The organism is Terrabacter terrigena (assembly GCF_042676085.1).
In the GTDB taxonomy this organism is placed as follows: domain Bacteria; phylum Actinomycetota; class Actinomycetes; order Actinomycetales; family Dermatophilaceae; genus Terrabacter; species Terrabacter terrigena.
This window is the reverse complement of record NZ_JBHTKH010000003.1, coordinates 1-25,408: the sequence shown is the minus strand read 5'-3', so window position 1 is coordinate 25,408 and position 25,408 is coordinate 1. Positions and strand designations below refer to the sequence as shown.

The following is a 25,408-nucleotide window of genomic DNA, read 5'->3' as shown; positions in this document are numbered from 1 at the left end:
TCAGTCCTCAGGGGACGACGACGACACCGCGAGCCGTGGTGGCGACGACCGGCGGGTCGAGCACCTCCGCGGCGGACGCGCCACGTTCGGGCGTGCCGCGTCCGACGACGCGCACCTCGAACTCCATCTCGCGCGACCGCGACCCCACGCGGACCAGCTCGGCCGAGATCTCGATGACGTCCCCAGCACGCACGGGCGCCTTGAACTGCACGTCGCTGTAGGAGGCGAAGAGGCCCTCGTCGCCGTCGGTGACGATGCACATCTCGGTCGCGACGTCGCCGAACGCCGCCAGGGAGTACGCGCCGTCGACGAGGTTGCCGGCGTAGTGCGCATGGCTGTACGGGACGTAGCGGCGGTGCGTCACCCGCTGGCCGACGCTCGCGGTGGTGGTGCGCTCGGTCATGACTTCCTCGCCTTCCGCTGGGTCATCTCGTGGACGAGGTAGCTGGCGACCTCGCCGGGGGTGGTGCCGCGCCCGAAGATGCGGTCGACGCCGAGTGCCTTCTCCGAGCCGTCCTCGAAGCGCGGCCCGCCCGCGATGAGCACGGGAACCTGGCCCGCCGGATAGGCCTCCCGGAACGCCGCGGACATCTGCGTCGTGTTGTGGATGTGGGCGTCCTTCTGCGTGACGACCTGGCTCACGAGCACGGCGTCAACCTTCTCGGCACGCGCACGGGCCACGAGGTCGGGCACGAGCACCTGCGCGCCGAGGTTCACGACCTTGATCTCGCGGTAGTACTCAAGGCCCTTCTCCCCGGCGAACCCCTTGATGTTGAGGATCGCGTCGATACCGACCGTGTGGGCGTCGGTGCCGATGCACGCGCCGACGACGACGAGCTGGCGGCGCAGGTGCTTCTTGATCGCCAGGTTGGCGTCCTTGGCCGACAGCAGGGGGTACTCGCGCTCTACGACGTGCACGTCGTCGAGGTTCACCAGGTGCGTCGAGCTGCCGTAGACCACGAAGAAGGTGAAGTCGGGCCCCATCGCCTTCGCGTGGACCAGCAGCGCCGGGTCGAGGCCCATCTTGCGGGCCAGCTGCAGCGCCGCGCCCTCGGCCTTCTTGTCGTGCGGGATCGGCAGGGTGAACGACATCTGCACCATGCCGTCACCCGTCGTGTCGCCGTAGGGACGGATGATGTTCCCCTGCGCGGGTGCGTCAGGGCGCTCCTTGGGGTTCGCGTGCGCGCTCATCGACGGCCTCCGTTCGCCGGTGGGGTCCACGCGTCGAGCGACGTGGTCGCTGGGTTGTCGTAGGCCGCAGCCCGCTCGAACACGCCGTCGAGCCCCTTGCCACCGGTGGCCGGGCGCTTCATCAGCCCGAAGGTGCCGTCGGCGATGGCCGCGAGCAGCGGGGCGTCTCCCGCAGCGTCCTTGTCGCCGACGATGCGCTCGAGCAGGTCGACGGCCTCGGAGAGCACCTGGCGCGCGCGGGTCTGGATGTAGCCGTCGCGCGGCGGGTGGAAGTCCTCCGTGAGCCCGCTGGCCGCGTTCATGACGTAGCGGACGTTCTGGAGGGCGAGGTCGCGGTCGGAGAGGAACGGAGTCACGACGGCCTCGGTCATCATCCCGACGAGCAGGATGCCCTGGCCGGTCATCGCGCCGACGAGGTTGAAGAAGCCGTCGAGCAGGTAGCCCCGGAACACGTCGCCCGTCATGTGCTTCGTCGGCGGCATCCACTTGAGCGGGGCGTCGGGGAAGAGCTGACGCGCGAGCATCGCGTGGGCGAGCTCCATGCGGAAGCTGTCGGGTATCTCCGGGTTGATCTCGAAGGCGTGCCCGAGGCCGAGCTGCCAGTCCTCGAGGCCGGCCTCCTTGGCGAACCGCTCGTTGAGCAGCTGGCTCACGGTGACGGTGTGCGCGGCCTCGACGGCGTCGGCGGTCGTGAGGTAGTTGTCCTCGCCGGTGTTGATGATGATGCCGGCCCGGGCATGGACCTGCCGCGAGAACCGTTGGTCCACGAAGGTTCTGATCGGGTTGATGTCCCGGAAGAGGATGCCGTACATCGAGTCGTTGAGCATCATGTCGAGACGCTCCATGCCCGCGAGCGCCGCGATCTCGGGCATGCAGAGCCCCGACGCGTAGTTCGTCAGCCGGACGTAGCGCCCGAGCTCCTTGCTCACGTCGTCGAGGGCCGCGCGCATGAGACGGAAGTTCTCCTGCGTCGCGTACGTGCCCGCGAAGCCCTCGCGGGTGGCGCCCTCGGGCACGTAGTCGAGCAGCGACTGCCCGGTGGAGCGGATGACGGCGATGATGTCGGCGCCCTCGCGGGCGGCGGCCTGGGCCTGCGGGATGTCCTCGTAGATGTCGCCGGTCGCGACGATGAGGTAGATCCACGGCTTGGTCTTCGGGTTGCCGTGCCGCTTGATGAGCCGGCCGCGGGTGGCGCGGGAGCGGTCGACGGCCTTGAGGCCGACCCCGACCCCCTTGGCCGCCGCCCGCTGCGCGGCCGCGGCCTCGCGCCCCGTGGGGAGCCGGAACGAGACGTTGCCGCTCGCGGCCTTCTGCGCGAGCGTCGTGAGGTCGGGTGCCTCGCCGCGCAGCAGCGCGTCGTAGACCGGGGTGGTCACGCCGTGCTCGAGGCCCACCTCGTCGCGGACGGCGGTGACGAGGTGGTTGACCCACGGCACCCGCTCGTGGTCGGCGCCGGCGAGGCCTGCGAGGCGCAGGGTGGCGCGCTCTACCGAGACGGTCGTGTGGTTCCTGGCGATCTTCACGACCGGGGCCGCTGCCTTGCGGGCGAGCGAGCGCGCCTTGCGCACCACGACCGGGTCGAGCTCGAGCATGGCGTTCGGGCGGCTCATGCGCCGGCTCCCGCGGTCTCGGCAGCCCTGGCGCTCTCGGCTGCGAGCCGCCCCTCGAAGAGGGCGCGCACCGCCGGCGCCTCGCGAAGGAGGCGCAGTGCCGTGTCCGCGTGGCCCGGCACGTAGCCGTTGCCGACCAGCATGCGCACGTCTGCCGCGAGCCCCTCGGCACCGAGCGCGGCGGCTGCGAAGTTCGTCGCCATGCTGAAGAAGATGATCGTGCCGCCCTGCGCGGTCGCGAGGATGGCCGGCTGCTCGCACCCGGGCACGTCGACGCACACGACGGTGACGTCGGCCGGTCCGCCGGCGGACTCGACGGCGGCCGCCAGCCCGAGCGGCGATCGGGCGTCGGCGAGCACCACGGCGTCGGCGAGACCGCTCTGCTCGAGCAGCGACCGCTCGCGTTCGACCGGGACGACGCCGATGGTGCGGCCGGCTCCGGCGGCGCGGGCTGCGGCGAGGGAGAGCGAGCCCGACTTGCCGGCCCCACCGAGGACCGCCACCGTCGGTGCGAGGCCTTGGGCGACGTACTCCCCCACGACGCGCTCGACCAGCGCTGGCGCGCCGCAGACGTCCATGACCATGAGGGCGAGGTGGGGGTCCAGGTCGTCGGGCAGGGTGGCCGCGATGCTGCGGCCGAAGAGGATCGCGTGGCCGGTGGCGGGCACCTGCTCGGAGAGGCCGTCCCACCGCGCAAGCCCGTCGGTGATGGCGAGCGGGGTCAGCGAGAGCGAGACGAGGGTCGCGACGCGGTCGCCCACGGCGAGGCCCAGGGTGCTCTCGGGACCGACCTCGTCGACCGTGCCGATGAGCATGCCGCCCGAGCCGGTGACAGGGTTCTGCATCTTGCCCCGGGTCGCGACGATGTCGAGCACCTCGGCGCGCACGGCGGCCCCGTCGACGCGCCCGTCGGTGGTGTGCTTCTCGGCGAGCTGGCGGTAGGAGGCCGCGTCGAGGTTCAGCGTCTCCACCGCGACCCGGACCTCGTCGGGCCACAGCTCCGGCCGGGCGTCGAGCCGGCGCGCGGCCTGCGGCAGCGTGATCGCGTCGCCGGTGGGTTCGAGGACGCGGTGCAGGCCCACGGGAGACGGTCGGGTCTGGTCGGTCACCTAGAGATCCTTCGGTTCGAGAGGTGTCTGGCAGAAGATCCTTCTGCATCATATGGGGATGGACGGTGATGCTTCGGTTATCCTCGCCTCATGATCAAGGTTGAGCAGCCCTACGCCTACCGGCGCCGAGAGCTCGTCGAGCCCGACTGGACGCGCTTCCCCGGGTGGCGGGACGTCACGCAGGAGGACTGGGACAGCGCCCAGTGGCAGCGCGTCAACTGTGTCAGGAACATCAAGCAGCTGCGCGCGCTGATGGGCGACCTGCTCGACGACCGCTTCTACGACGACCTCGCCAAGGACCAGTCCGAGCGCGCCACGATGTCGATGCTCGTGCCGCCGCAGATGCTCAACACGATGGTCCCCGCCACGGAGGCTCCGCTGCCTCCGGCAGGCCACGACTTCACCGAGGCGTTCTACGCCGACCCGATCCGCCGCTACATGCTGCCGGTCTTCTCCGACCGCCGCACCGACTGGCCGTCGCACCCGCACGCCTCGCGCGACTCCCTGCACGAGCACGACATGTGGGTCGCCGAGGGCCTCACGCACCGCTACCCCACCAAGGTGCTCGCCGAGCTGCTGCCGACGTGCCCGCAGTACTGCGGCCACTGCACGCGCATGGACCTCGTCGGCAACTCGACGCCGCAGGTCGCCAAGCTCAAGTTCGACCTCAAGCCGGTCGACCGATACTCCGCCATGCTCGACTACCTCCGCGAGACGCCCGCCGTGCGCGACGTCGTCGTGTCGGGTGGCGACGTCGCGAACATGCCGTGGAAGAACCTGGAGGCCTTCCTCGACCAGCTGCTCGAGATCGCCAACATCCGCGACATCCGGCTCGCGACGAAGGCCCTCATGGGCCTGCCGCAGCACTGGTTCGCCGACGACGTCGTCGAGGGCGTCGGCCGGGTCGCCACCAAGGCCCGTTCGCGGGGCGTCTCGCTCGCGATCCACACGCACGTCAACAACGCGCAGTCGGTCACCCCGTCGGTGGCCCGCGCGTCGAAGGCGATGCTCGAGGCCGGAGTGCGTGACGTCCGCAACCAGGGGGTGCTCATGCGCGGTGTCAACGACACGACCGAGCAGCTGCTCGACCTCTGCTTCGCGCTCGCTGACGGCGCCTCGATCACGCCGTACTACTTCTACATGTGCGACATGATCCCGTTCGCCGAGCACTGGCGCCTGTCGCTCGCCGAGGCCCAGCACCTGCAGCACTCGATGATGGGCTACCTCCCCGGCTTCTCGACGCCGCGCATCGTCTGCGACGTGCCGTTCGTCGGCAAGCGATGGGTCCACCAGGTCGAGGAGTACGACACCGAGCGCGGGATCTCCTACTGGCGCAAGAACTACCGCACCTCCATCGAGGGCGCCGACACCGAGGCCCTCTCGCGCGAGTACGTCTACTACGACCCGATCTACACGCTGCCCGAGTCGGGCCAGAAGTGGTGGCACGACTCCGTCGACCACGAGTCGGTCATCGCCGAGGCGGTCGAGAAGGCGGCCACCAGCCGTGCCGCCGCCGAGTCGCAGCTCGTCTGAGACGCACCCGCTCCTGTATGCCGTGTGGCCCGGTCCCCCGTGGGGGCGGGGCCGTGCGGTCCCCCACGTAGACTGCCGCGGTGACCTCCCGCTCCCCCGGCACCCGCGTGCGCATGCCCAGAGCCGAACGAGAGGCGCAGATGCTCGCGGTCGCCGAGCAGGTCTTCTCGAGCCGCGGGATCCAGGCCGCAACCATGGACGAGATCGCCGAGCTCGTCGGGGTGACCAAGCCGCTCATCTACGACTACTTCGGCTCCAAGGAGGGCCTGCTCGCCGCCACGATCGAGCGGGCGCGCGGACAGCTGCTCACGGCGCTCATCGACGCCTGGGTGGCGCAGCCGCTCGCGCCGGCCCGCGACCGGGTCGCCGGCGTGGTCCACGCCTTCTTCTCGTTCATCGACGCGCACGAGCAGGCCTTCACGCTGCTGCGCACCGAGGGTGCCCTCATCGGTGAGGCGTCGGCCTCCGTCGAGCGGATCCGGCAGCAGACCGCGAAGGCCTTCGCGGAGGGCCTGCGCACCCTGCCCGCGTTCGCCAGCCTGGAGCCCCGGCGCGTGACCGTCATGGCCGAGATCCTCATCGGCGGCTGCGAGCGACTGGCGGTCTGGCGCACCACCCACCCGGGCACGAGCGCCGACGAGGCCACGATCCTCGTCGTCACGACGATCTGGGACGGGCTCGCGTCCGTGTCCGGCGCCTGATGGGCCGACAGCGCCAGCCCGGGCCGTCCACCCCGGCGACGGTCGCCCTCGACCGTGCGGGCATCGCCTACACTAAGCACCCCTACGACCACGACCCGTCCGCCCCGAGCTACGGCCTCGAGGCAGCCGAGGCGCTCGGGGCGGAGCCGGCGCAGGTCTTCAAGACGCTCCTCGTCGACACCGGCACGGGTCTCGGCGTCGGCGTCGTCCCGGTCGACGGGCAGCTCGACCTCAAGGCCGTGGCCGCCGCGCTCGGGGCGAAGAGCGTCACGATGGCCGACCCTGCGGCCGCCGAACGCAGCACCGGCTACGTCGTGGGCGGGATCTCCCCGGTGGGGCAGAAGCGCGCGCTCCCCACGGTCCTCGACGAGACGGCATACGGCTTCGACGTCGTCTTCGTCTCCGGTGGGCGACGCGGCTTCGACATCGGGCTCTCCCCCGCCGACCTCGCGACGGTGACCGGCGCCGTGCGGGCCCGGATCGGTCGAGCATGACGACGACGCGCGACGCCCGGCCGACCCACGCAGGATCACGCCTCTCGCAGCTGCGTCTCGTCCTCATCCTGGCGGCCCTCACGATGGTCGGGCCGTTCACCATCGACGCGATCTTCCCCGCGTTCGAGGTGATGACCCGCGAGCTCGGGGCCGACAAGGTCGCGATGCAGCAGACGATGAGCGTCTACCTCGTCGCGTTCGCGGTCGCGAGCCTCTTCCACGGCTCCCTGTCGGACGCACTGGGGCGCCGTCCGGTCATCATCGCGGGCTCCCTCCTGTATGCCGTCACGAGCGCGGTCTGCGCGCTGACGCCCAGCCTCCAGATGCTCCTCGTCGCCCGAGCCGCACAGGGACTCGTCGCCGGGGCCGGCATGATCGTCGGGCGGACCGTCGTGCGAGACCTGTTCGACGGCGCCAACGCCCAGCGCTTCATGAGCCACATCTCGATGATCTTCGCGATAGCGCCGGCGCTCGCCCCGATCGTGGGCGGGTGGATCCTCGGCTGGGGGTCCTGGCGCACGATCTTCTGGGTGCTCGCGGCCTACGGCGTCGTGCTGGTCGTGCTCACTCTCACGTCGCTCCCCGAGACGCACCCGGCCGACCGGCGCGTGGCGTTCCACCCCTGCCCGCTCCTGGCGTCGTTCCTGTCGGCGGCCGGCGACGGAGGGGTCCTGCGCCTCAGCGCTGCGATCGGGCTGAACTTCGGGGCGCTCTTCCTCTACATCTCCTCGGCGCCGGCCATCGTCGTCGACCACCTGCAGCTGGGTGAGCGCGACTTCGGGGTGCTCTTCGTGCCGCTCGTCGTGGCGATGATGCTCGGGTCGTTCCTCACCGGCCGACTGGCAGGGCGCGTGCGGCAGGGAGTCTTCGTGCTCGCGGGCTTCCTCGTGGCGCTGGCCGGTGGGATCTTCTCCGTCGCCTACCAGTCCGTCGTCGAGGTCCCGGCTGTCGCCTGGACCGTGCTCCCGGCCGCCGCGGCGTCGCTCGGGGTCTCGCTGGTCTTCCCGATCCTCACGATCGCCCTGCTCGACCTCAGGCCGCGAGAGCGCGGCGCGGTGTCGTCGTTCCAGTCGTTCCTCAGCACCTGCATCAACGCCGTCGTGGCCGGCGCCGTGTCGCCCCTCGTCAGCGGCTCGTTGTCGACGCTCGCACTGGTCGCCGGCGCCATGACCCTCGGCGCGTCGGCGTTGTGGTGGTGGCACCGCAGCCGCACGCGTGCCAGGGCGCTCCAGCGTGACGACCACGTGAGCATCGAGGGACTGGCCCCCGAGCCGACCGACCAGCTCTGACCGCCCACCACACCACCCGTCAGACACGGTCAGTCCACGCGGCCAGGCCGGCGCGAGCACCTCGGCGACCGCCGGGACGAAGCAGGTCGGATCCACGGCGCCCGTAGGCTCGGGGCGTGATCCAGCGTCCCGACGTCGACGAGGCCCGCGACCGCGTCCGAGGCCACATCCGGACCACCCCCCTTCTGGCGGTGGAGCGAGAGGCCTTGGGGGTACGCGCCGTCTTCAAGCTCGAGTACCTGCAGCACACGGGGTCGTTCAAGGCGCGCGGCGCCTTCAACCGCATCCTCGGCGCGCGGGAGAAGAACCTGCTCGACCCCGACGTCGGGATCGTCGTCGCGTCCGGAGGCAACGCCGGAATGGCCAACGCCTATGCCGCTTCGCGCCTGGGCGTCCCGGCTACCGTCTTCGTGCCCGAGACGGCGCCCGCGGTGAAGGTCGCCCGGTTGAAGGCGTACGGGGCCCGCGTCGTGCTGTCGGGCACGGAGTACGCGGTCGCCTACGAGGCGGCCCAGCACGAGGTGGCGCGCTCGGGCGCACTCTACTGCCATGCCTACGACCAACCCGAGATCGCTGCTGGCGCAGGCACGCTCGCGCTCGAACTCCGGGAACAGGTGCCATCCGCAGTCGACACCGTGGTCGTGGCCGTCGGCGGCGGCGGACTGCTGGCCGGTGTCACGGCGGCGCTCGACGGGTCCGTCCGGGTCGTCGGCGTCGAGCCGACCGGTGCACAGACGCTGCGTTCCGCCCTCGAGGCGGGTCGACCCGTCGACGTCCCGGTCTCGGGGGTCGCGGCCGACTCGCTGGGCGCACGCCGGCTCGGCGACATCGCCTTCGACGTCACGTCGCGGCTGCCCGTGCAGAGCGTCGTGGTCACCGACGACGACATCGTGGCCGCGCGTTCGGTGCTGTGGGAGCGCTGGCGGGTCGTCGTCGAGCATGGCGCCGCCACGGCCCTGGCGGGCCTGACGTCGGGGGCCTACGTGCCGGAGCCCGACGAGACGGTCGCCATCGTGCTCTGCGGCGCGAACACCGACCCGACGGGCCTCTGATCCGGGGGACGCCGTCGACGAGCAGACGGCTCAGGCTTCGTCGCGCGGCTCGGCCGAGGCGCTGCGCGCCTCCCACGGGGTGGAGAGCACGACGGTCGTGCGCGTAGAGACGTTGGCCGCAGAGCGAATTCGCGCGAGAAGGTCCTCGAGGTTGCCCGGGGTGCCCACACGGACCTTGAGGATGTAGCTCTCGACGCCGGCGACCGAGTGGCAGTCCTCGATCTCGCCGATGTGCCGGAGACGCTCCGGCACGTCGTCAGGAGCACTGGGGTCGAAGGGCGTCACGGAGATGAGTGCCGTGAGAGGGAGGCCGAGCGCCTCCGGAGAGACCTGGGCGGTGTAGCCGGTGACGACCCCGCGCTCCTCGAGCCGCCTGACGCGCTGGTGCACCGCCGACGTCGACAGCCCGGTGGCCTTGCCGAGGTCGGTGTAGCTCATCCGCCCGTCGGCGAGCAGCAGTCCGACGAGGCGGCGGTCGAGATCTTCCATGGCCGAAGGGTAGACCAGGGGTTGCACGCAGGGTGGTCCATTCCTCATGCCGGTACGCGACGTCGAGCGCGTACGCGGGCATGAGGTGGTGGGCCCCCGACGGTAGCCTCTCGCCTATGCCGTCCCACGCGCCCCGGTTGTTGCTGCTCGACTCCGCGTCCCTCTACTTCCGGGCGTTCTTCGGCGTGCCGGAGGTCATCGGGCCCAGTGGCGTCCCGACCAACGCGGTGCGCGGGCTGCTCGACATGATCGCCTCGCTCGTCGAGCGCGCCCACCCGACGCACCTGGTGGCCTGCTGGGACAACGACTGGAGGCCGGCCTTCCGGGTCGAGGCCATCCCGTCGTACAAGGCGCACCGGGTCGCCGAGCCGGGCGACGACGAGCTCGCCGGCGAGCAGGTGCCGGAGGCTCTCGGCGTCCAGGTGCCGATCATCGAGGACGCACTGCGCGCGCTGGGCATCGCGCGCGTCGGCGTCGACGGGCACGAGGCCGACGACGTCATCGGCACCTACGCCACAGCCTGGACCGGCCGTATGCCGGTCGACATCGTCACCGGCGACCGTGACCTCTTCCAGCTCGTCGACGACGCCAACGAGGTCCGGGTCGTCTACACGGCGCGGGGCGGAGTGCGCTCCCCCGACTTCGTCGACCAGTCCTTCATCGCCGAGAAGTACGGCGTGCCGACCGGCTCGGCCTACGCGGACATGGCGGTCCTGCGCGGTGACACGAGCGACGGTCTGCCCGGCGTCGCGGGCATCGGTGAGAAGACGGCGGCCAAGCTCATCACGACCTACGGCACGCTCGAGGCGCTGCGCTCGGCGATCGACGGAGGCGATCCGGCCCTCAAGGGCGCCCAGCGGGCCCGGCTGGAGGCCGCCGCCGACTACCTCGACGCGGCGCCCCGGGTCGTGGCCGTGGTCAAGGACGCGCCCCTGCCCGACGTCGACGTGGCGGTCCCGTCGACGGTCGCCGACCCGGCGCTCATGTCGAAGCTCGCCGTCGAGCACGGGCTCACGTCGTCGTTCGACCGGGTGATCTCGGCCCTCGGCATCGACTGAACGACCACCGGAGACGGCTCAGCACGGCTGGAGGAGCCGCCCGGCCGGGGGCTCGGGCCCACCCGCGCGCCGCGAGGGCCCGGCGAGGGCGCATACTGGAGGGTGCCCACCCACGGAACCCCCGACCGCCGTCGCCATCTCGCGAGCAGCCCGTTCAGACCGGCTCCCGCGCCCGACATCGAGGAGTTCGCCGTCGGTGACCGTGTCTCCCACCTGCGACACGGCCTCGGGGTCGTCGTCGCATCGAGCGCCTCGACCGTGACGCTGAAGTTCGAGTCCGGTGTCGTCCGGGTCAACAGCCCGTTCGAGCGCCTGACGCGCCTCTGACCTGCTCTGACGGCTCTGACTGCTGACTGCTCCGACTGCTCCGGTCGGCCTCTGATGGCCGCTGCCGGCCTGGGAACGGCCCGCCCACCGCCCGTCGCGACAGCCGCCCGAACACGACGAAGGCCGGCCCCCAGCTGGGGGCCGGCCTTCGTGCGCGGACCGAGGTCCGGGGAGGTCAGAGTGCGCGAACGCGCATCGCCTGCGGGCCCTTGGGGCCCTGCTCGACGTCGAACTCGACGGCCTGGTTCTCCTCGAGGCTGCGGTAGCCGTTGCCCGTGATCTCCGAGTAGTGGACGAACACGTCCGGACCCTCGGTGGGGGCGATGAAGCCGAAGCCCTTCTCCGAGTTGAACCACTTGACAGTACCCTGCGCCATGACTGGCTCCTTCAGGTTGGGGATTGAGGCCACCCGGTCGGGCGACCCCGTGTCGAAAAGGACGCAACCCTTCAAACCTGAAGAAACTGCGCTCGCTGGTCGTTCCTGCGAGCGTGCGAACACGAGCACCAAAACGTCGACGGTCCCCCAAGACTAGCCGACCGCCCCCACGAACGACGATTCGCGTCCCAGCCCGACCGGCATCGCGCCGGCGCCGAGCCCACGCAGCCACCGTCCGGGCGGCCGTCTAGTCGAGCCGGTCGGCCGCGACGACGCCGCGCAGCACCCCGTCGCTCGCCTTCCGTGCCGTCGACGCGAGGTCGGGGTCGGCCGCGTCGGTCAGCTGCCCGAGCAGGTCGATGACCTGCTTGCACCGCCGCACGAAGTCACCCGCCGCCAGGTCGGTGCCGCGCAGGACGTCCTCGAGCCGCTGCCCGCTCGCCCAACGGTGCATCGCCCAGGCGATCCCGCCGTCCGGCATACCGGTGCGGGGAAGCGCGAGGGCGCCCTCGGCGTCCTCGAGGTCGGACCAGATCGTGACCATCCGGTCGTACGCCTCGCGCACGTCGTCGTTGGGCCACCGGGGAGTCAGGCCCCCCTCCTCGCGCCTCGGCTCGTGCACGAGCGTCGAGACGACCGCCGCGAGCGACGGGCCGTCGAGGCGCCGCCACGTGCCCTCACGCAGGCACTCGGCTGCCAGGAGGTCCTTCTCGGTGTAGAGCTGGCGCAGACGGTCGCCGTGTGGCGTGACCGACTCGCCGCCGTCGCCGAGGTAGCCCATCTCGACGAGCAGGTCGCAGATGCGGTCGAAGGTCTTGGCGACGGAGTTGGTGCGCCCGTCGATCTTGCGCTGGAGGCCGTCGGTCTCGCGCCGCAGCCGCCACCAGCGCTCGGCCCAGCGCGCGTGGTTCTCTCGGTCGGGGCAGCGGTGGCACGGGTGCGCCTTCATCCGCCGCCGCAGCTCGTCGAGGTGAGCGTCCGACGGGTCGGGCTCGGCCGTGCGGTGCCGGGGCGGCGGGTCGTGCGGCATCGTGGCCCGCAGGGTGGCCGCGAGGTCGCGACGGGCCTTGGGGTTGCGGGCGTTGAACTGCTTCGGCACGCGCATCGACCCCAGCGGCTCGATCGCCGTCGGAACGTCGTGGAGGGTCAGGCGGCGCAGCTGGTGGTCCTCGGTGACGACGGCCGGTGAGGCTGCCTCACCCTTGCCGCCCCGGTTCGGCATGACGACGACGGCGAGCCCGCTGTGCCGTCCGGCCGGGATGCGCACGATGTCGCCGATCCGCAGCGATTCCAGTGAGATCGCCGCCGCGGCGCGGGCCGACGCGGAGCGCGCCTTGGCGCCCTCCTTCTCGATGTGCCGGATCTCGTCGCGGATGGCGGCGTACTCGGAGAAGTCGCCGAGGTGGCAGCTCATCTGCTCGGCGTAGCCGGCGAGGGCCTCCTCGTTGCGCCGCACGGTGCGGACGAAGCCGACGACCGCGCGGTCGGCCTGGAACTGGGCGAACGACGTCTCGAGGATCTCGCGCGCGCTCTCGCGGCCGAACTGGCGCACCAGGTTGACCGCCATGTTGTAGGTCGGGCGGAAGCTGGAGCGCAGCGGGTAGGTGCGTGTCGAGGCCAGGCCGGCGACGCCCGCCGGGTCGAGCCCGCGGTTCCAGATGACGACGGCGTGGCCCTCGACGTCGATGCCACGGCGCCCGGCGCGCCCGGTCAGCTGGGTGTACTCGGCAGGCGAGATGTCGACGTGGTTCTCGCCGTTGAACTTGACCAGCTTCTCCAGCACGACGGTGCGGGCCGGCATGTTGATGCCCAGCGCCAGCGTCTCGGTGGCGAAGACGGCGCGGATGCGCCCAGCCGTGAAGAGCTCTTCGACGATCTCGCGGAACGTCGGCAGCATGCCGGCGTGGTGCGCGGCGAAGCCACGCGAGATGCCGTCGACGAAGTCCCAGTAACCGAGCACCGAGAGGTCCTCCTCGGCGAGCCCTTGGATGCGCTCCTCGACGACGCGGCGGTTCGCCTCGCCGTCGGCCTCCGGCACCAGCCGCATGCCGCTCGAGAGCAGCTGGCCCACCGCTGCATCACAGCCGGCACGACTGAAGATGAAGGTGATCGCCGGCAGCAGCCCCTCGCGCTCGAGCCGCTCGATGACCTCGGCGCGGGTCGCTCCGCCGCCGGGCCGCCCCCCACGGGCGAAGCCACGGCCACCGTCGCCGCCCCCGGGGCCACGGCCTCCTGAGGCGTCGCTCCCCCGCCGACCCCGGCCGGACCAGTCGTCGCGGCCACGGCCACCACCACGTCCGCCCTTGCCCTTGGGCCGGCCCTTGTCGCGGCCACCCCGGTTGCTCACCCAGTGCGAGTCCCACGCCCCCCGGCCCTCCGTGCCACGGATGGCGTGCACGAGATCGGGGTTCACGCTGACGGAGTAGTGCGACGGGCTCGCCCGGAAGTGCTCGTCTGCCGCGTCGGCGTCACGCTCCTCGACGAACAGGTCGAAGAGGGTCTGCCCGACCATCATGTGCTGCCAGAGAGGCACGGGTCGGTGCTCGGAGACGATGACCTCGGTGTCACCACGCACCTCGCCGAGCCACGCACCGAACTCCTCCGCGTTGCTCACCGTGGCAGACAGCGAGACGACGCTGACGTCGGGCGGCAGGTGGATGATGACCTCCTCCCACACGGCGCCGCGGAACCGGTCGGCAAGGTAGTGGACCTCGTCCATGACGACCCAGCCGAGGCCGCGCAACGTCGTCGAGCCGGCATACATCATGTTGCGGAGGACCTCGGTCGTCATGACGACGATCGGCGCCTCCCCGTTGATGGAGGCGTCACCCGTCAGCAGACCGACCTGGTCCGCGCCGTGCCTGCGCACCAGGTCGGTGTACTTCTGGTTGGACAACGCCTTGATCGGCGTCGTGTAGAAGGCCTTGCGGCCGGTGGCGATGGCCATGTGCACGGCGAACTCGCCGACGATGGTCTTGCCCGCGCCGGTCGGCGCGGCCACCAGGACACCGCGCCCCTCCTCGACGGCCCGGCAGGCCTCGGTCTGGAAGTCGTCGAGGGGGAAGTCGAACTGACCCGCGAACTCGGACAGGCGCGGCCACGAGGGCATCATGTGAGCACCTCGAAGGGCGTCACGACACGGAGGGCACCGGGAACGACCTCGGCGTCGATGGGCAGCTCGGCGAACGACTCGCCATCGGCTTGTGAGTGGATACCGCTCGCCTCCAAGCGAACTCGCCGTGCGCGATGGATCTCGACGGCCGGATGGGTGGTGTGCGAGCCGGAGTAGACCTTCGGGAAGACCCGCAGGAAGGCCACGACCGACAGCGCGTGGACGATCATGACGTCGAAGAGCCCGTCGGCCACGTCGGCGTCGGGACAGACCCGCATGCCACCACCGAACGACGTCGTGTTGGCCACGGCGACCAGCATGGCGCGGGTCTCGATGCGGTGCCCGTCGAGCTCGATGGCGTACGGGATGGGCCGGAAGACGGGCAGCTCGCGAAGCACCGCGAGGTTGTAGCGCATCTGGCCCCGCGGCCATGTCATGCGCTGGGCCCGCGCGTTGACGACGGCATCGAACCCGGCACCGAGCACGCCCCCGAACCATTTCTCGCCCGCGACGCCGTGGCTCACCCGCCCGAGGTCGACCGCGCGGGTGCACCCCACGTCGAGCAGGGCGACGGCGGCCCTCGCGTCACGCACCGGCAGGCCGAGGTTGCGGGCGAAGTCGTTGCCCGTTCCCGCCGCCACCACTGCGAGGCGCGAGGCCGAGCCGGCGCACACGTTGACGCCCAGGTGGACCATGCCGTCGCCGCCGACGACCAGCACGGTGTCGACGCCCTCGGCGACGGCCGTCAGTGCCTGCGAACGAGCCTGCCGGTAGGTGTCGCCCGAGACGTCGACGACGTCGTGGCCCGCGTCGCGCAGCAGCCGTCGCGTCTGCGCGCCCAGCTCGCGCCCGACGCCCTTGCCCGACGTGGGGTTGACGATCAGGGCGACGCGTTGGGGCACACCCGAAACCTACAGGGGGGACGGCCGGTCGTCGGGGACGTCCAGCCAGTCGGGCTTGTGCTCCTCCTTGCGGCGGTCGAAGATGAACGCCAGGCCGACCGACGCGAAGTAGAGCAGCACCATCGGGCTCGCGAGGAAGAGCATCGTGTAGGCGTCGGGGGTCGGCGTCATGATCGCCGCGAACACCAGGATGATCATGACGGCCGGTCGCCAGCCCTTGAGCATCGCCTGGCCCGACAGGACGCCCACCAGGTTGAGCGCGACGAGGAAGACCGGCAGCAGGAACGCGCAGCCGAACGCGACGATGAACTTGAGGACGAAGTTGAGGTACTGGGCGCCGTCCTGGAGGTTGTACGCGCCCTCGGGGGTGAAGCCGAGGAGCACCGCGACCGCCTTCGGCACCATGATGAAGGCGAAGAAGCACCCGGCGAGGAACAGCGGCACCGCCGCCACGACGAAGAGCCGCGCGACGAGCTTCTCCTTCTTCGTCAGGCCGGGGACGATGAAGCCCCAGATCTGCGAGAGCCAGACCGGCGAGGCGAGGATCAGCCCCACGAAGAGCGAGGTCGTCAGCTGCAGCGCGAACGCGTCGGTCATCCCGTTGAAGTTGATGTTGACGACGCCCTCGCGCCCCTTCTGGAGCTCCTTGAGGGGCCGCGTGAGCGCGTCGATGACGCGGTTGTAGTTGACCCACCCCACGACACCACCGATGACGATGGCGATCGCGCTGATGGTGATGCGGTTGCGCAGCTCGCGGAGGTGGTCGCCGAGCGACATCCGGCCTTCGGGATCACGCTGGCGTCGGAGTGAGGGCATTCAGATGAGTCCGTGCACGAGGTCGAGCAAGGTGGCGCGGGTGGCGATGCCGACGATCAGAGCGTCGTGTCGCGACGGACGTCGCTCTCGGTGCCGCCCGCGCTGCCGGAGGGGCCGGCGGCGCGCAGCCGGTCGGCCTCGGCGCGGGCCTCCGCGGCCCGGCGCTCGGCGTCGGCGAGACGGGCGTCGGCCTCGCGGCGGTCAGCGGCCCGGCGCTCGGCGTCGGCGTCGTAGGCCTGGCCCTGGACCGTGCTCTGGGAGGCGTCGCTCGAAGCGGGCTTGCCGTCCTTCTTCAGCTCGTCGACCTCGGACTTGAAGACGCGCGCGGAGCGGCCGAGGCTACGAGCCATGTCGGGGAGCTTCTTCCAGCCGAACAGGGCGATGAGCACGACCGCGATGATGATGAGTTCGGGGGCACCCAGGTTGGGCATGGTGATGTCTCCTCGTCGAAAGCCGGCCCGGGACGGACCGTCTGGTTGCAGCCTCGGTGCTGCAGGTGTCCAGCATACGTGCGTGGGATGAACGTCACCCCCGGGACGCCCGGACGGGACTACCTGTGCCCAGTCAGTGGACGGAGTCGTACGCGGCGAGGGCCGACCGGGCCTCATCGACCACCGCGTCGGCCAGCTCTCGCGGCTCCACGACGCGGACCTCTCCCCCGAGGCGCAGCACGAGGCGGCGCACGAGCGCCGGGTCGGCGACCTTGAGGGTGACCCGCAGCGAGCCGTCGGACCGCCGTTCGACGCCCTCGTTGGGGTAGTAGTCGGCGATCCAGGCGGCCCACCGACTGGCGTCGAGCACCACCGTGAGGTCGTTCTCCCCAGGCACGAAGACGTCGTCGAGGTCACGTGGCGTGGCTCCGGCCGGCGGAGTGCCGTCGGCGTCGAGCACGCTCACCTCCTCGATGCGGTCGAGCCGGAACAGCCGGACGCCCCGGGCGCGGTGGCAGTAGCCCTCGACGTACCACTGCGAGTCGAGGTTGAGGATGCGCATGATGTCGACGTCGCGCTCGGTCGACTCGTCACGGGTCGCCACGTAGTAGCGCAGGTGCACGCGGCGGCCACGCGAGAAGGCGTCCTTGAGCGGGGCCATGGCGGGATGCTGGCTGCCGTCGTCGAGGTCGAGGTCGATGCGCCCCGTCGGCTCGTCGACCGCGCCGCCCGCGGCGTCGCGGATCTTCTGGAGCGTGCGCTCGGCGACGTCGGACCCGACGAGGGTCGACCCGAGCGCCTGGAGCCCGGCGGTGAGCGTGACGGCCTCGTCGCGGGACAGGCGCATGGGTGCGGCGATGTCGTCGGCGTTGTCGAGGTAGATGTGCCCGCTGTCCCACTGCGCGTCGATGAGCTCGGCGTGCCCGTAGCCGGGCGTGCCGCACACGAAGAGCAGCTCGAGGTCCTCGACCACCTGGTCCTCGCTGACGCCGAACTCGCTCGCCGCGTCGGCAATCGGCACGCCCCGGTGCTGCAGCAGCCAGGGCACCATGTCGAGCAGGCGTCCGAGGCGCTGCGTCGCGGTCTCGGGTGCGCGGCGCGGGGCCGGCCGTCGGGTGTCGCTCATGCGGGCCCTCCGGTCGCATCGCTGTGGGTCGCGGCGTCGGCGTTGCCGCCGTGCGCGTCGGCGACGGCCTGCAGTGCAGCGCGCACCCCGGTGACGAGCTCGGCAGGCGAGACCGCCACGGCGTGGGTGCCCAGGGCGACGACGTCGCGCTCGGTGGTGCCGCGCTGGTAGGGCACCTCGATCTCGGCCCAGCGCTCGTCGAGCTCGGTCGTGCGGCTCGCGTTGCGGCGCAGGGTGTGGCCGCGGCCGTGGCGCACCCTGATCACCGCGGTGCCGACGGGCTCGGGCGGCTGGGCCTCGAGGGCGACCTCCGGCACGTGGTCTGACGGGACGGCGTACGACCCCGGCCGCCCCTTGCGACGGACCGTGCCCTCGAAGCGGCTGAGGCGGAAGGCGCGCTCGTCGCCGCGGTCGACGTCGAACGCCGTGAGGTACCAGCGCCCGTGCCAGTTCTTCAGGGCCCACGGCTGGACGTGGCGCGTGGACAGCTCGCCGTCGTTCCTGCGGTAGTCGAAGGTGATCGGCTGCAGGGCCGAAACGGCGGCGTGCACGGCCTCGAACGCCGGCTCCTTGGTGCGGATGCGGGGCTCGGCACCGGCCGCGACGGACTCGTCGATCTCGACGCCCGCGAGACGCAGCTTGCGCAGGCCGGCCGACGCGGCACCGGAGATGCTCGCCGTAGACCAGGCCCGGGCCGCGAGGGCCAGCGCCGCGACCTCGTCGGGCTCGAAGCTGATGGCGGGCAGAGTGGTCTCGCTCGAGTCGATGCGGTAGCCGACCTCGTCGTCGAAGAGTACGTCGATGACGGTCGTCGAGATCGGGATCCCCATCTCGCGCAGCTCGTCCTTGTCGCGCTCGAACATCCGGTCGAACGCCTCGTCGGAGGTGGCCGCGGCGTAGGCGGGCAGCGACTCGCGGATCTTCTGCTTCGAGACCGGTCGTCGCGCCGACTTGAGCGCGAGGATGAGGTTCAGCAGCCGTTCGGTCTTGTCGGCCGAGGCAGACGCAGGACTCATCGAGACCTTCCTGGGAGGCGGCGGCGCGGGCGGGCAGTCCGACGCTACCCGAACATGCGATCGATAGGGTCACGACATGATCCAGTGGCGCCGGGGTGTCGTCGTCGAGGTGCGGTCACGCTGGGCGGGTGCCGTCGAGTACGCCGTGCGGCTCGCCTCCGCCGACGTCGTGCGCGCGCTCGGCTACGTCGACGTCGTCGGTGCCCTGGAGGTCGGCACCGAGGTGCTGCTCAACACGACCGCGCTCGAGCGGGGGCTGGGCACCGGTGGCCTCGCGATCGTGGTCGCGGCGCCCGAGGCCCTCCCCGACCCGGTCGACGACGTGAGCCGCGTGCCCGGCCACGTCGTCAAGGCCCGCTACACGCCGAGCCAGACCATGGTGCTCGGCGTCGACGAGCAGGACAGCGCGCACCACGCGGTGCTCGCCGAAGCGGACGACCTGGCCGCACTGCCGGTCGTTGTCGCCGACCTGCACTCGGCCCTCCCCGCGATCCTCGCCGGCATCCGCGAGACCGACCCGGCTCTCCGTGTCGGCTACGTCATGACCGACGGCGGCGCCCTGCCCATCGACTTCTCCCGCACGGTGGCGCGCCTGCGCGAAGCGGGATGGCTGGCCGCCTCGATCACGGTGGGCCAGGCCTTCGGCGGCGACCTCGAGGCCGTCAACGTCCACACCGGGCTGCTCGCCGCCCACCACGTCGTCGGGGCCGACGTCGTGGTCGTGGCGCAGGGGCCGGGCAACCTCGGCACCGGCACCCGCTGGGGCTTCTCCGGCACGTCGGCCGGTGAGGCGGTCAACGCCGCCGCGACGCTCGGCGGCCGCGCCGTCTGCTCGCTGCGCATCTCGCAGGCCGACCCCCGCGAACGCCACTACGGCGTCTCGCACCACAGCCTCACGGCATACGGCCGGGTGTCGCTCGTGCCGGCGGACGTGCCGGTTCCGCTCCTCGAGGGCGAGCTCGCGGAGATCGGGGCCCGGGTCCTCATGCAGGCCCGCGAGCTGTGCACGTCGAGCGGCGGCCGGCTGCGCCTGCACGAGGTGTCGTGCGAAGGGCTCGAGCCCGCACTGCGCACCAGCCCGGTGCCACTGCGCACGATGGGCCGCGGATACGACGACGACCGCGCCGGTTTCCTCGGCGCGGCCGTCGCGGGGCGGTATGCCGCCGGGCTCGTCCGTCCAGCCTGACGTCCTTATCGGACGTCGTCGAGGTCCACGACGAAGATGAGCGTCTCGCCGGGCTTGATGGCGCCACCGGCGCCGCGCTCGCCGTACGCGAGGTGTGACGGGATGGTCAGCTTGCGCCGGCCACCGACCTTCATGCCCTCGATGCCCTTGTCCCAGCCGGAGATGACCATGCCGACGCCGAGGCGGAAGTCGAGCGGCGCCCCGCGGTTCCACGACGAGTCGAACTCCTCACCGGTCGAGTGCGCGACACCAACGTAGTGGGCGCTGACCGTGTCGCCCGCCTTCGCCTCACGGCCGTCACCCTCGATGAGGTCCTCGACGACGAGGTCTGCGGGGGCGTCGCCCTCCGGGAAGTCGATCTCGGGCTTCGTGCGGTCCGGGTCGAGTGCCATGCTGCGTGTCCCTTCGTTGGTGGGTGGTTCGTGTGCGTGCTACTGCTGCGTACCAGCGGCCGGGCACGGGTTCGGCCTGGCAGCTACCGTGCGGTCGGTCAGTAGGCGTCGAGGATGTCGACGACGAAGACCAGGGTGTCCTTGCCCGAGATCTTGGGCGGGCTGCCGGCCGTGCCGTAGCCGTCCTTGGGCGGGATGACGAGCAGCACGCGGCTGCCGACCTTCTTGCCCACGAGCGTCTTGTCCCAGCCCGGGATGACGCCGCCGACCCCGATGGGGAAGTCGGCGGAGGCGCCACGCTTCCAGGACGAGTCGAAGACGCTGCCGTCCTTCCAGAGGACGCCGTGGTACTGCGCGCTGATCGTCTGGCCCTGCTGGACCGTCGCCCCGGTGCCCTGGATGAGGGTCGCCTGCCGCGTCGTCGTCGGGGCCGCGGACTTCGGCACCGTGACGGTCGGCTCCTTCGTCGGGCCGTTCTTGAACTCGACCGTCGGGAGCCCGGCGGGCGCGGCGGTCTGCGTGCCGTCGATCCTGGCCAGCGGGGTGTGCACGTCGGCGATGTCGGCGACGACCACGATCGTGTCGGTGCCCTTGACGCCGAGCTGCTGGTTGCCGGCCGAGCCGAAGCCCTTGTCGGGCGGGATGGTGAAGGCGATGCGTCCGCCCTTGGTGGCGCCGACGAGCCCCTCCGTGAAGCCGGCGATGAGGTCGGCGCGACCCAGGCGGTAACCCTCCGCCTTGCGGCCGGCGGCGTAGCCGTCGTCGAGGAGCTTGCCGCTCGTGCCGTTGTAGATGCGGGCGCGCAGGCTCACCGTGTCGGCCTTCGTGGCCGCCTTGCCCGTGCCGGGCGTCAGCACCTTGTGCTCGACCGTCTTGGAGCTGATCGGTGTCTTGCCGAGCACCACCTTGGGCCCGGTCTGGAGGTCGACCGCGCCGGTGGCGGTCACTCCCGCAAGCGCGGCCGCGGCGGGAGCGGTGGTCGCCGAGCCGCTGGAGCCGGTCGAGCTCGAGCCGCAGGCGGCGACGGTGGTCAGCCCGAGGGCAGCGATCAGGGCAGCGGCCGTGCGGGCGGCCGGACGGTTGGGACGCACAGGGGAGACTTTCGGTCGGGGGGGCGGGTGTGGAGGTCCCGCTGGGCAAATCCCGGCCACTGTAACGCCCGCCCTTGTGGACGGTTCACAGCGCACTGACAGGTCGGGTGCCCTCGGTCAGAGGGGTCGCTGCACGGTCGGCGAGCGGTCGATGGTCTCCATCAGGCGCTCGACGCGCTCGTCGACGGCCCGGAAGGGGTCCTTGCACAGCACCGTGCGCTGGGCCTGGTCGTTGAGCTTGAGGTGCACCCAGTCGACCGTGAAGTCGCGACCGTGCGCCTGCGCGGCCCGGACGAAGTCACCGCGAAGCTTCGCGCGGGTCGTCTGGGGCGGACGCACCTTCGCCTCGAAGATCTCGACGTCGGACGCCACACGCGCTGTGCGAGCGTGGCGCTGCAGCAGGTAGAAGAGACCTCGACGCCGGTTGATGTCGTGGTAGGCGAGGTCGAGCTGCTGCACCCGCGCATCGGTGAGGGCGAGGCCGTGGCGCTCGCGGTAGCGCTCGATGAGCCGGTACTTGATCACCCAGTCGATCTCGGTGTCGATGGCGTCGAGGTCTCCGCTGCCGATGGCGTCGAGGGCGCGGCCCCACAGGTCGATGACCTGCTTGGTGTCGGGGCTGTTCACGCCCTCGCGGTCGACGAACTCGATGGCCTTGTCGAGGTACTCGCGCTGCATCTCGAGGGCCGAGATCTCGCGGCCGTTGTTGAGCCGCACCGTCGCCCGCCCCGACGGGTCGTGGCTCATCGTGCGGATGGCGCGGATGGGGTTCTCCATCGACAGGTCGCGCATCACGACGCCGGCCTCGATCATGCGCAGCACGAGGTCGGCGCTGCCGACCTTGAGGAGGTTGGTCGTCTCGGACATGTTGGAGTCGCCCACGATGACGTGCAGCCTGCGGTACTTCTCGGCGTCGGCGTGCGGCTCGTCGCGGGTGTTGATGATCGGTCGGCTGCGGGTCGTCGCCGACGACACGCCCTCCCAGATGTGGTCGGCGCGCTGGCTCACGGCGAAGCTCGCACCGTGCGCGGTCGCGACGACCTTGCCCGCACCGCAGGTGATCTGGCGGCTGATGAGGAACGGGATGAACATGTCCGACACGCGCTGGAAGTCACCCGTGCGGCCGTAGAGGTAGTTCTCGTGGCAGCCGTAGGAGTTGCCGGCGGAGTCGGTGTTGTTCTTGAACACGAAGATCTCGCCCTCCACCCCGTCGTCGCGCAGCCGGCCCTGTGCGTCCTCGACGAGCCCCTCGAGGATGCGCTCGCCCGCCTTGTCCTGGATCACCAGCTCGCGCACCGAGTCGCACTCGGCAGTGGCGTACTCGGGGTGCGAGCCCACGTCGAGGTAGAGCCGCGCGCCGTTGCCGAGGAAGACGTTGCTCGAGCGGCCCCACGCCACGACCCGGCGGAAGAGGTAGCGGGCGACCTCGTCAGGAGTGAGGCGCCGCTGGCCCTGCGTGGTGCAGGTGACGCCGTACTCGTTCTCGATCCCGAAGATCCGCCGCTCCATGAAACAACTCTAGGCGGCCGGTCCGCATCTGGTCGGAGTCGCCCACCAGGTCGCGCGTGTCATCCCGACGGCGCGAGGTCGGCGTAGTCCTGGCGGCTCACCGGATGCGTGACGAGCTCACCGTGGGCGTCGGGCACGGCGACGACCCGGCCCCCGCTCACCAGCTGCACCTCGTCGGCCAGCGTGTCGGCGGTGATGGTGAAGACGAGCTGCGCCATGGCCAGCTGCCGCACCGCCATCGAGAGCCGGTCGAAGCCGGGTGGCACCGCCACCCGGGCGGTGCCGGCCTGCGTGTCGACCTCGGGCTCGACTACCACCACAAGGTGCCGGTGACCACGATCATGGGCTCGGCCCTGCCGATCACGCTGTCGGTCGTCGTCGGTGGCGCGATCATCTGGCTCCTGCTCGGCGTGGTGTCGGCCGTCCGTCCGCGGTCGGTCGTCGACCGGACCCTCACGGCAGCCAGCCTGTTCTTCAACTCGATGCCCACCTTCCTGCTGGGCCTGCTGCTCCTCTACTTCCTCTACTTCCGGCTGACCCTGGCCGGCGTCGCCGTCTTCCCGGCGGGCGGCTACGCCGCCCTCGCCGACGACCCCGGCCAGTCGTTCGTGACGGGCGAAGGGGATCAGCGAGCGCCGGGTCATCCTTCGGCACGCGCAGAGGGCCGCCCTGACGCCGGTCGTCACCCAGTTCGGCATCGACGTAGGCGCCCTCCTCGGCGGGGTCGTGGTCACCGAGACCGTGTTCTCGCTCCCCGGGTTCGGCAAGACCGCCATCGACGCGATCAACCAGCAGGACCTGCCCGTCATCATCGGGATCGTGCTCTTCGCGTCCTCTGCCGTCGTGGCGGCGAACATCGTGGTCGACATCGCGTATGCCGTCCTCGACCCGCGCGTGCGACTGCACGGAGCGTCCCTGCGCCGAGGTGGGCGGCGGCGGGGTGCGGGTCCGGAGACGGCCTCTGCGCACGGAGGGTCTCGCGCTTCGGACTGGCCCGACGCACCGGTGTGGCACGAGAATGTGGCTGCCACAATGGTTGCTGCTGATCCCTCACGGCTGGCCCCCACACCCTCCCCTGCATTGGACGGAAATGATCGACAGACCGCACTTCAAGTCCTCCCGCCGCGGCTACGAGCCCGAGGAGGTCGACGCCTTCATCGAGTCGCAGAACCGCATCCTCCAGGCAGCCAAGAAGGATGCCGCCGAGCGCAGCGTCGAGCTGACCAAGCTCAATGCCGCCCTGACCGACCTGCGGGGCCAGCTGGGGCAGCAGTCGCGCGTGATGGCCGACCTCAAGAAGAACAGCAGCCCGACCGCCGCGCAGACGTTCACCGACCTCGGTGAGCGCATCGGCCAGATCCTCTCGCTCGCCGACGAGGAGGCCGCCGACATGCGCCAACGGGCGAGCGCCGACGCCGACGAGATCCGCGAGCGCGCCCACCGTGCCGCCAACGAGCTCAAGGCGACCACCGGCACCTACGCGGAGCAGGCCCGCTCCCGTGCCGACGAGGAGTCCGTGCGGATCATCGCCCAGGCCAACCGTGAGGCCCAGGCCATCGTCGCCGAGGCGCAGAGCGTCACCGCTGCCCAGCGCCAGGAGGCCGCCGCCGAGTTCGAGGCACACCGTCTCAAGGCCTCCACCGCCTCCGCGGAGCTCGAGGTGAAGCTCGCCGCCCGGCGCGAGGCCGCCGACCTGGAGTTCGAGGTTCGTCGGCAGCAGCAGGAGGCCGCCCTCGGTGAGGGCGAGTCGCGTCTGCGCCAGCTGACCGAGCGGGCCGAGCACGACGCCCACGAGATGCGGGCCCGGGCCGAGCGCCTGCTCGAGAACGCGCAGACGCAGGCCGACCAGATCATCTCCGAGGCCCGCGACCACGCCTCGCGCCTGCGCGAGGAGTCCGACCGCGAGCTCGCGGCCGCCTCGGCCCAGCGTGACGCCATCACGGCCCAGCTCGGCAACGTCCGCCAGATGCTCGCCACGCTCGGCGGCGGAGCGCTCATGGAGTCCCTCGGCGCCCCCGACAAGCCGGCCCAGCCCGCACCGGCGGCCGACGCGACCCAGACGCTCCCGGCGGTCGGGGCTGACGGCGCTCCCGCCCAGGCGTCCGGTGGGGCCACCGGCGACGAGGCGGACACCGCCGACGACGAGTCCGGTGCCGACGACGCGGACGCCCACCATCGCAACGAGGTAGCCGACGAGGTCGGCGACACCGGCGAGGGTGCTGACGACACCTCCGACGACGAGGCGTCCGACGCACGCTCGAACGGCTCGTCCTACTACCAGCGCAAGCCGGCCGACGACAAGGTCGGCTCGACGCGCCGCTGAGAAGCCTTCGACCACCGAGCAGCCGAACCGCACGACGGAGGCCGCCCACCTGAAGAGGTGGGCGGCCTCCGTCGTGCTCCGGCGTGACGCGCTCCGTCACAGGTGGGGCTTCCCGTCACCGGCGCGTGGTGCTGCACCACGTCGGGCTGACGGTGGCGCCCACCCCTGCGGGGAACGTCCCAGCGGCGTACGCCTAGGTGTGATGTCCAGCCAGGTTGTCCAGCCTGGTGATGGGTGCGACTTTCCCGATCGCTGAGTGGGGCCGGTGGTGGTTG

Annotated in this window: 26 protein-coding genes and 1 pseudogene; 10 read left to right on the top strand and 17 right to left on the bottom strand. The window is 71.3% G+C overall.

Annotation, left to right across the window (positions count from 1 at the left end; translation table 11 throughout):
- Positions 1-7 precede the first annotated feature (7 nt).
- From kal to kdd, 4 genes are read right to left on the bottom strand one after another with little or no spacing between them, the layout of a single operon-like run.
- Positions 8-403, bottom strand: a complete 396-nt coding sequence (gene kal, locus ACFQ2V_RS06015; RefSeq protein WP_386051678.1) for a 3-aminobutyryl-CoA ammonia lyase — start codon at positions 401-403, stop codon at positions 8-10.
- On the bottom strand, positions 400-1,191 hold the full coding sequence (gene kamE / locus ACFQ2V_RS06010; RefSeq protein WP_386051676.1) for a lysine 5,6-aminomutase subunit beta: 792 nt from the start codon (positions 1,189-1,191) through the stop codon (positions 400-402). Before kamE ends, kal begins: the two co-directional genes overlap by 4 nt.
- On the bottom strand, positions 1,188-2,801 hold the full coding sequence (gene kamD / locus ACFQ2V_RS06005) for a lysine 5,6-aminomutase subunit alpha (RefSeq protein WP_386051674.1): 1,614 nt from the start codon (positions 2,799-2,801) through the stop codon (positions 1,188-1,190). Before kamD ends, kamE begins: the two co-directional genes overlap by 4 nt.
- Positions 2,798-3,910, bottom strand: coding sequence for an L-erythro-3,5-diaminohexanoate dehydrogenase (kdd, locus tag ACFQ2V_RS06000; protein ID WP_386051672.1), 1,113 nt, complete (start codon positions 3,908-3,910; stop codon positions 2,798-2,800). The genes kamD and kdd overlap by 4 nt, the downstream gene beginning before the upstream one ends.
- Positions 3,911-4,000: 90 nt before the next feature.
- Between kdd and ACFQ2V_RS05995 the strand changes: the two genes are divergently transcribed.
- The 5 genes from ACFQ2V_RS05995 to ACFQ2V_RS05975 all read left to right on the top strand — a co-directional run bounded on the left by ACFQ2V_RS05995 (position 4,001) and on the right by ACFQ2V_RS05975 (position 8,979).
- Positions 4,001-5,443, top strand: coding sequence for a KamA family radical SAM protein (locus ACFQ2V_RS05995; protein ID WP_386051670.1), 1,443 nt, complete (start codon positions 4,001-4,003; stop codon positions 5,441-5,443).
- An 80-nt stretch (positions 5,444-5,523) separates the two neighbouring features.
- On the top strand, positions 5,524-6,144 hold the full coding sequence (locus tag ACFQ2V_RS05990; protein ID WP_386051667.1) for a TetR/AcrR family transcriptional regulator: 621 nt from the start codon (positions 5,524-5,526) through the stop codon (positions 6,142-6,144).
- Complete coding sequence (ybaK, locus tag ACFQ2V_RS05985) at positions 6,144-6,638, top strand: Cys-tRNA(Pro) deacylase (RefSeq protein WP_386051664.1); 495 nt, start codon at positions 6,144-6,146, stop codon at positions 6,636-6,638. The genes ACFQ2V_RS05990 and ybaK overlap by 1 nt, the downstream gene beginning before the upstream one ends.
- Positions 6,635-7,927 carry a multidrug effflux MFS transporter gene (locus ACFQ2V_RS05980; RefSeq protein ID WP_386051663.1) on the top strand — a complete coding sequence of 431 codons (1,293 nt, stop codon included), beginning with the start codon at positions 6,635-6,637 and terminating at the stop codon, positions 7,925-7,927. Before ybaK ends, ACFQ2V_RS05980 begins: the two co-directional genes overlap by 4 nt.
- A gap of 116 nt (positions 7,928-8,043) precedes the next feature.
- Entirely contained in the window at positions 8,044-8,979 is a 936-nt protein-coding gene (locus tag ACFQ2V_RS05975; RefSeq protein WP_386051661.1) for a threonine/serine dehydratase, read from the top strand.
- Positions 8,980-9,009: 30 nt separating this feature from the next.
- Here the strand turns inward: ACFQ2V_RS05975 and ACFQ2V_RS05970 are convergent, their stop codons facing one another.
- Entirely contained in the window at positions 9,010-9,468 is a 459-nt protein-coding gene (locus tag ACFQ2V_RS05970; RefSeq protein ID WP_386051659.1) for an Lrp/AsnC family transcriptional regulator, read from the bottom strand.
- 116 nt (positions 9,469-9,584) lie between these two features.
- On the opposite strand from ACFQ2V_RS05970, the gene ACFQ2V_RS05965 reads away from it, so the two are divergent.
- Both ACFQ2V_RS05965 and ACFQ2V_RS05960 read left to right on the top strand, forming a co-directional pair.
- Positions 9,585-10,526: a 5'-3' exonuclease gene (locus tag ACFQ2V_RS05965; protein WP_386051656.1), complete on the top strand. Its 942-nt coding sequence runs from the start codon at positions 9,585-9,587 to the stop codon at positions 10,524-10,526.
- A gap of 102 nt (positions 10,527-10,628) precedes the next feature.
- Positions 10,629-10,853, top strand: coding sequence for a hypothetical protein (locus ACFQ2V_RS05960; protein ID WP_386051654.1), 225 nt, complete (start codon positions 10,629-10,631; stop codon positions 10,851-10,853).
- Between the two features lie 175 nt (positions 10,854-11,028).
- Here the strand turns inward: ACFQ2V_RS05960 and ACFQ2V_RS05955 are convergent, their stop codons facing one another.
- From ACFQ2V_RS05955 to ACFQ2V_RS05925, 7 genes are all read right to left on the bottom strand, one after another.
- A complete protein-coding gene (locus tag ACFQ2V_RS05955) occupies positions 11,029-11,229 on the bottom strand; it encodes a cold-shock protein (RefSeq protein ID WP_020144233.1) in 201 nt (66 codons plus the stop codon).
- 247 nt (positions 11,230-11,476) lie between these two features.
- On the bottom strand, positions 11,477-14,341 hold the full coding sequence (locus ACFQ2V_RS05950; protein WP_386051653.1) for a DEAD/DEAH box helicase: 2,865 nt from the start codon (positions 14,339-14,341) through the stop codon (positions 11,477-11,479).
- On the bottom strand, positions 14,338-15,243 hold the full coding sequence (locus tag ACFQ2V_RS05945; protein ID WP_386051651.1) for a diacylglycerol/lipid kinase family protein: 906 nt from the start codon (positions 15,241-15,243) through the stop codon (positions 14,338-14,340). Before ACFQ2V_RS05945 ends, ACFQ2V_RS05950 begins: the two co-directional genes overlap by 4 nt.
- Before the next feature lie 9 nt (positions 15,244-15,252).
- Positions 15,253-16,059: a twin-arginine translocase subunit TatC gene (gene tatC, locus ACFQ2V_RS05940; protein WP_386051649.1), complete on the bottom strand. Its 807-nt coding sequence runs from the start codon at positions 16,057-16,059 to the stop codon at positions 15,253-15,255.
- Positions 16,060-16,115: 56 nt separating this feature from the next.
- On the bottom strand, positions 16,116-16,490 hold the full coding sequence (gene tatA, locus ACFQ2V_RS05935; protein WP_386051648.1) for a Sec-independent protein translocase subunit TatA: 375 nt from the start codon (positions 16,488-16,490) through the stop codon (positions 16,116-16,118).
- A 133-nt stretch (positions 16,491-16,623) separates the two neighbouring features.
- Complete coding sequence (locus ACFQ2V_RS05930) at positions 16,624-17,616, bottom strand: helix-turn-helix transcriptional regulator (RefSeq protein WP_386051645.1); 993 nt, start codon at positions 17,614-17,616, stop codon at positions 16,624-16,626.
- Positions 17,613-18,632 (bottom strand): helix-turn-helix transcriptional regulator, encoded by a 1,020-nt coding sequence (locus ACFQ2V_RS05925; protein ID WP_386051644.1) that lies wholly within the window; start codon positions 18,630-18,632, stop codon positions 17,613-17,615. The genes ACFQ2V_RS05930 and ACFQ2V_RS05925 overlap by 4 nt, the downstream gene beginning before the upstream one ends.
- A gap of 76 nt (positions 18,633-18,708) precedes the next feature.
- Here ACFQ2V_RS05925 and ACFQ2V_RS05920 point away from each other — a divergent pair, with 76 nt between their 5' ends.
- Positions 18,709-19,818: a DUF3866 family protein gene (locus ACFQ2V_RS05920; protein ID WP_386051643.1), complete on the top strand. Its 1,110-nt coding sequence runs from the start codon at positions 18,709-18,711 to the stop codon at positions 19,816-19,818.
- Positions 19,819-19,823: 5 nt separating this feature from the next.
- On the opposite strand, the gene ACFQ2V_RS05915 is transcribed toward ACFQ2V_RS05920, so the two are convergent.
- From ACFQ2V_RS05915 to ACFQ2V_RS05895, 5 genes are all read right to left on the bottom strand, one after another.
- Positions 19,824-20,210, bottom strand: a complete 387-nt coding sequence (locus ACFQ2V_RS05915) for an FKBP-type peptidyl-prolyl cis-trans isomerase (RefSeq protein ID WP_386051640.1) — start codon at positions 20,208-20,210, stop codon at positions 19,824-19,826.
- A 98-nt stretch (positions 20,211-20,308) separates the two neighbouring features.
- Complete coding sequence (locus ACFQ2V_RS05910; protein WP_386051638.1) at positions 20,309-21,301, bottom strand: FKBP-type peptidyl-prolyl cis-trans isomerase; 993 nt, start codon at positions 21,299-21,301, stop codon at positions 20,309-20,311.
- Between the two features lie 117 nt (positions 21,302-21,418).
- A complete protein-coding gene (gene pafA / locus ACFQ2V_RS05905) occupies positions 21,419-22,810 on the bottom strand; it encodes a Pup--protein ligase (protein WP_386051636.1) in 1,392 nt (463 codons plus the stop codon).
- Positions 22,811-22,869: 59 nt separating this feature from the next.
- The gene (locus ACFQ2V_RS05900; protein WP_386051634.1) at positions 22,870-23,127 is read right to left on the bottom strand and encodes a hypothetical protein; all 258 of its coding nucleotides are present in this window, start codon (positions 23,125-23,127) and stop codon (positions 22,870-22,872) included.
- The gene (locus ACFQ2V_RS05895; RefSeq protein ID WP_386051632.1) at positions 23,121-23,267 is read right to left on the bottom strand and encodes a hypothetical protein; all 147 of its coding nucleotides are present in this window, start codon (positions 23,265-23,267) and stop codon (positions 23,121-23,123) included. The genes ACFQ2V_RS05900 and ACFQ2V_RS05895 overlap by 7 nt, the downstream gene beginning before the upstream one ends.
- A 167-nt stretch (positions 23,268-23,434) precedes the next feature.
- Between ACFQ2V_RS05895 and ACFQ2V_RS05890 the strand changes: the two are divergent.
- Positions 23,435-23,698: pseudogene (locus ACFQ2V_RS05890) on the top strand (ABC transporter permease subunit); the annotation flags it as partial.
- A gap of 202 nt (positions 23,699-23,900) precedes the next feature.
- Positions 23,901-25,133, top strand: coding sequence for a hypothetical protein (locus ACFQ2V_RS05885; RefSeq protein ID WP_386051631.1), 1,233 nt, complete (start codon positions 23,901-23,903; stop codon positions 25,131-25,133).
- Positions 25,134-25,408 lie beyond the last annotated feature (275 nt).

Bases quoted from the DNA above. Each gene is read 5' to 3' on its own strand.
- tatA (WP_386051648.1), bottom strand. From the start codon at position 16,490: ATGCCCAACCTGGGTGCCCCCGAACTCATCATCATCGCGGTCGTGCTC.
- ACFQ2V_RS05930 (WP_386051645.1), bottom strand. From the start codon at position 17,616: ATGAGCGACACCCGACGGCCGGCCCCGCGCCGCGCACCCGAGACCGCG.
- ACFQ2V_RS05970 (WP_386051659.1), bottom strand. From the start codon at position 9,468: ATGGAAGATCTCGACCGCCGCCTCGTCGGACTGCTGCTCGCCGACGGG.
- ACFQ2V_RS05915 (WP_386051640.1), bottom strand. From the start codon at position 20,210: ATGGCACTCGACCCGGACCGCACGAAGCCCGAGATCGACTTCCCGGAG.
- ACFQ2V_RS05950 (WP_386051653.1), bottom strand. From the start codon at position 14,341: ATGATGCCCTCGTGGCCGCGCCTGTCCGAGTTCGCGGGTCAGTTCGAC.
- ACFQ2V_RS05920 (WP_386051643.1), top strand. From the start codon at position 18,709: ATGATCCAGTGGCGCCGGGGTGTCGTCGTCGAGGTGCGGTCACGCTGG.
- ACFQ2V_RS05955 (WP_020144233.1), bottom strand. From the start codon at position 11,229: ATGGCGCAGGGTACTGTCAAGTGGTTCAACTCGGAGAAGGGCTTCGGC.
- kamD (WP_386051674.1), bottom strand. From the start codon at position 2,801: ATGAGCCGCCCGAACGCCATGCTCGAGCTCGACCCGGTCGTGGTGCGC.
- ACFQ2V_RS05980 (WP_386051663.1), top strand. From the start codon at position 6,635: ATGACGACGACGCGCGACGCCCGGCCGACCCACGCAGGATCACGCCTC.
- kal (WP_386051678.1), bottom strand. From the start codon at position 403: ATGACCGAGCGCACCACCACCGCGAGCGTCGGCCAGCGGGTGACGCAC.
- ybaK (WP_386051664.1), top strand. From the start codon at position 6,144: ATGGGCCGACAGCGCCAGCCCGGGCCGTCCACCCCGGCGACGGTCGCC.
- pafA (WP_386051636.1), bottom strand. From the start codon at position 22,810: ATGGAGCGGCGGATCTTCGGGATCGAGAACGAGTACGGCGTCACCTGC.
- ACFQ2V_RS05995 (WP_386051670.1), top strand. From the start codon at position 4,001: ATGATCAAGGTTGAGCAGCCCTACGCCTACCGGCGCCGAGAGCTCGTC.
- kamE (WP_386051676.1), bottom strand. From the start codon at position 1,191: ATGAGCGCGCACGCGAACCCCAAGGAGCGCCCTGACGCACCCGCGCAG.
- ACFQ2V_RS05885 (WP_386051631.1), top strand. From the start codon at position 23,901: ATGATCGACAGACCGCACTTCAAGTCCTCCCGCCGCGGCTACGAGCCC.
- ACFQ2V_RS05925 (WP_386051644.1), bottom strand. From the start codon at position 18,632: ATGAGTCCTGCGTCTGCCTCGGCCGACAAGACCGAACGGCTGCTGAAC.
- tatC (WP_386051649.1), bottom strand. From the start codon at position 16,059: ATGCCCTCACTCCGACGCCAGCGTGATCCCGAAGGCCGGATGTCGCTC.
- ACFQ2V_RS05965 (WP_386051656.1), top strand. From the start codon at position 9,585: ATGCCGTCCCACGCGCCCCGGTTGTTGCTGCTCGACTCCGCGTCCCTC.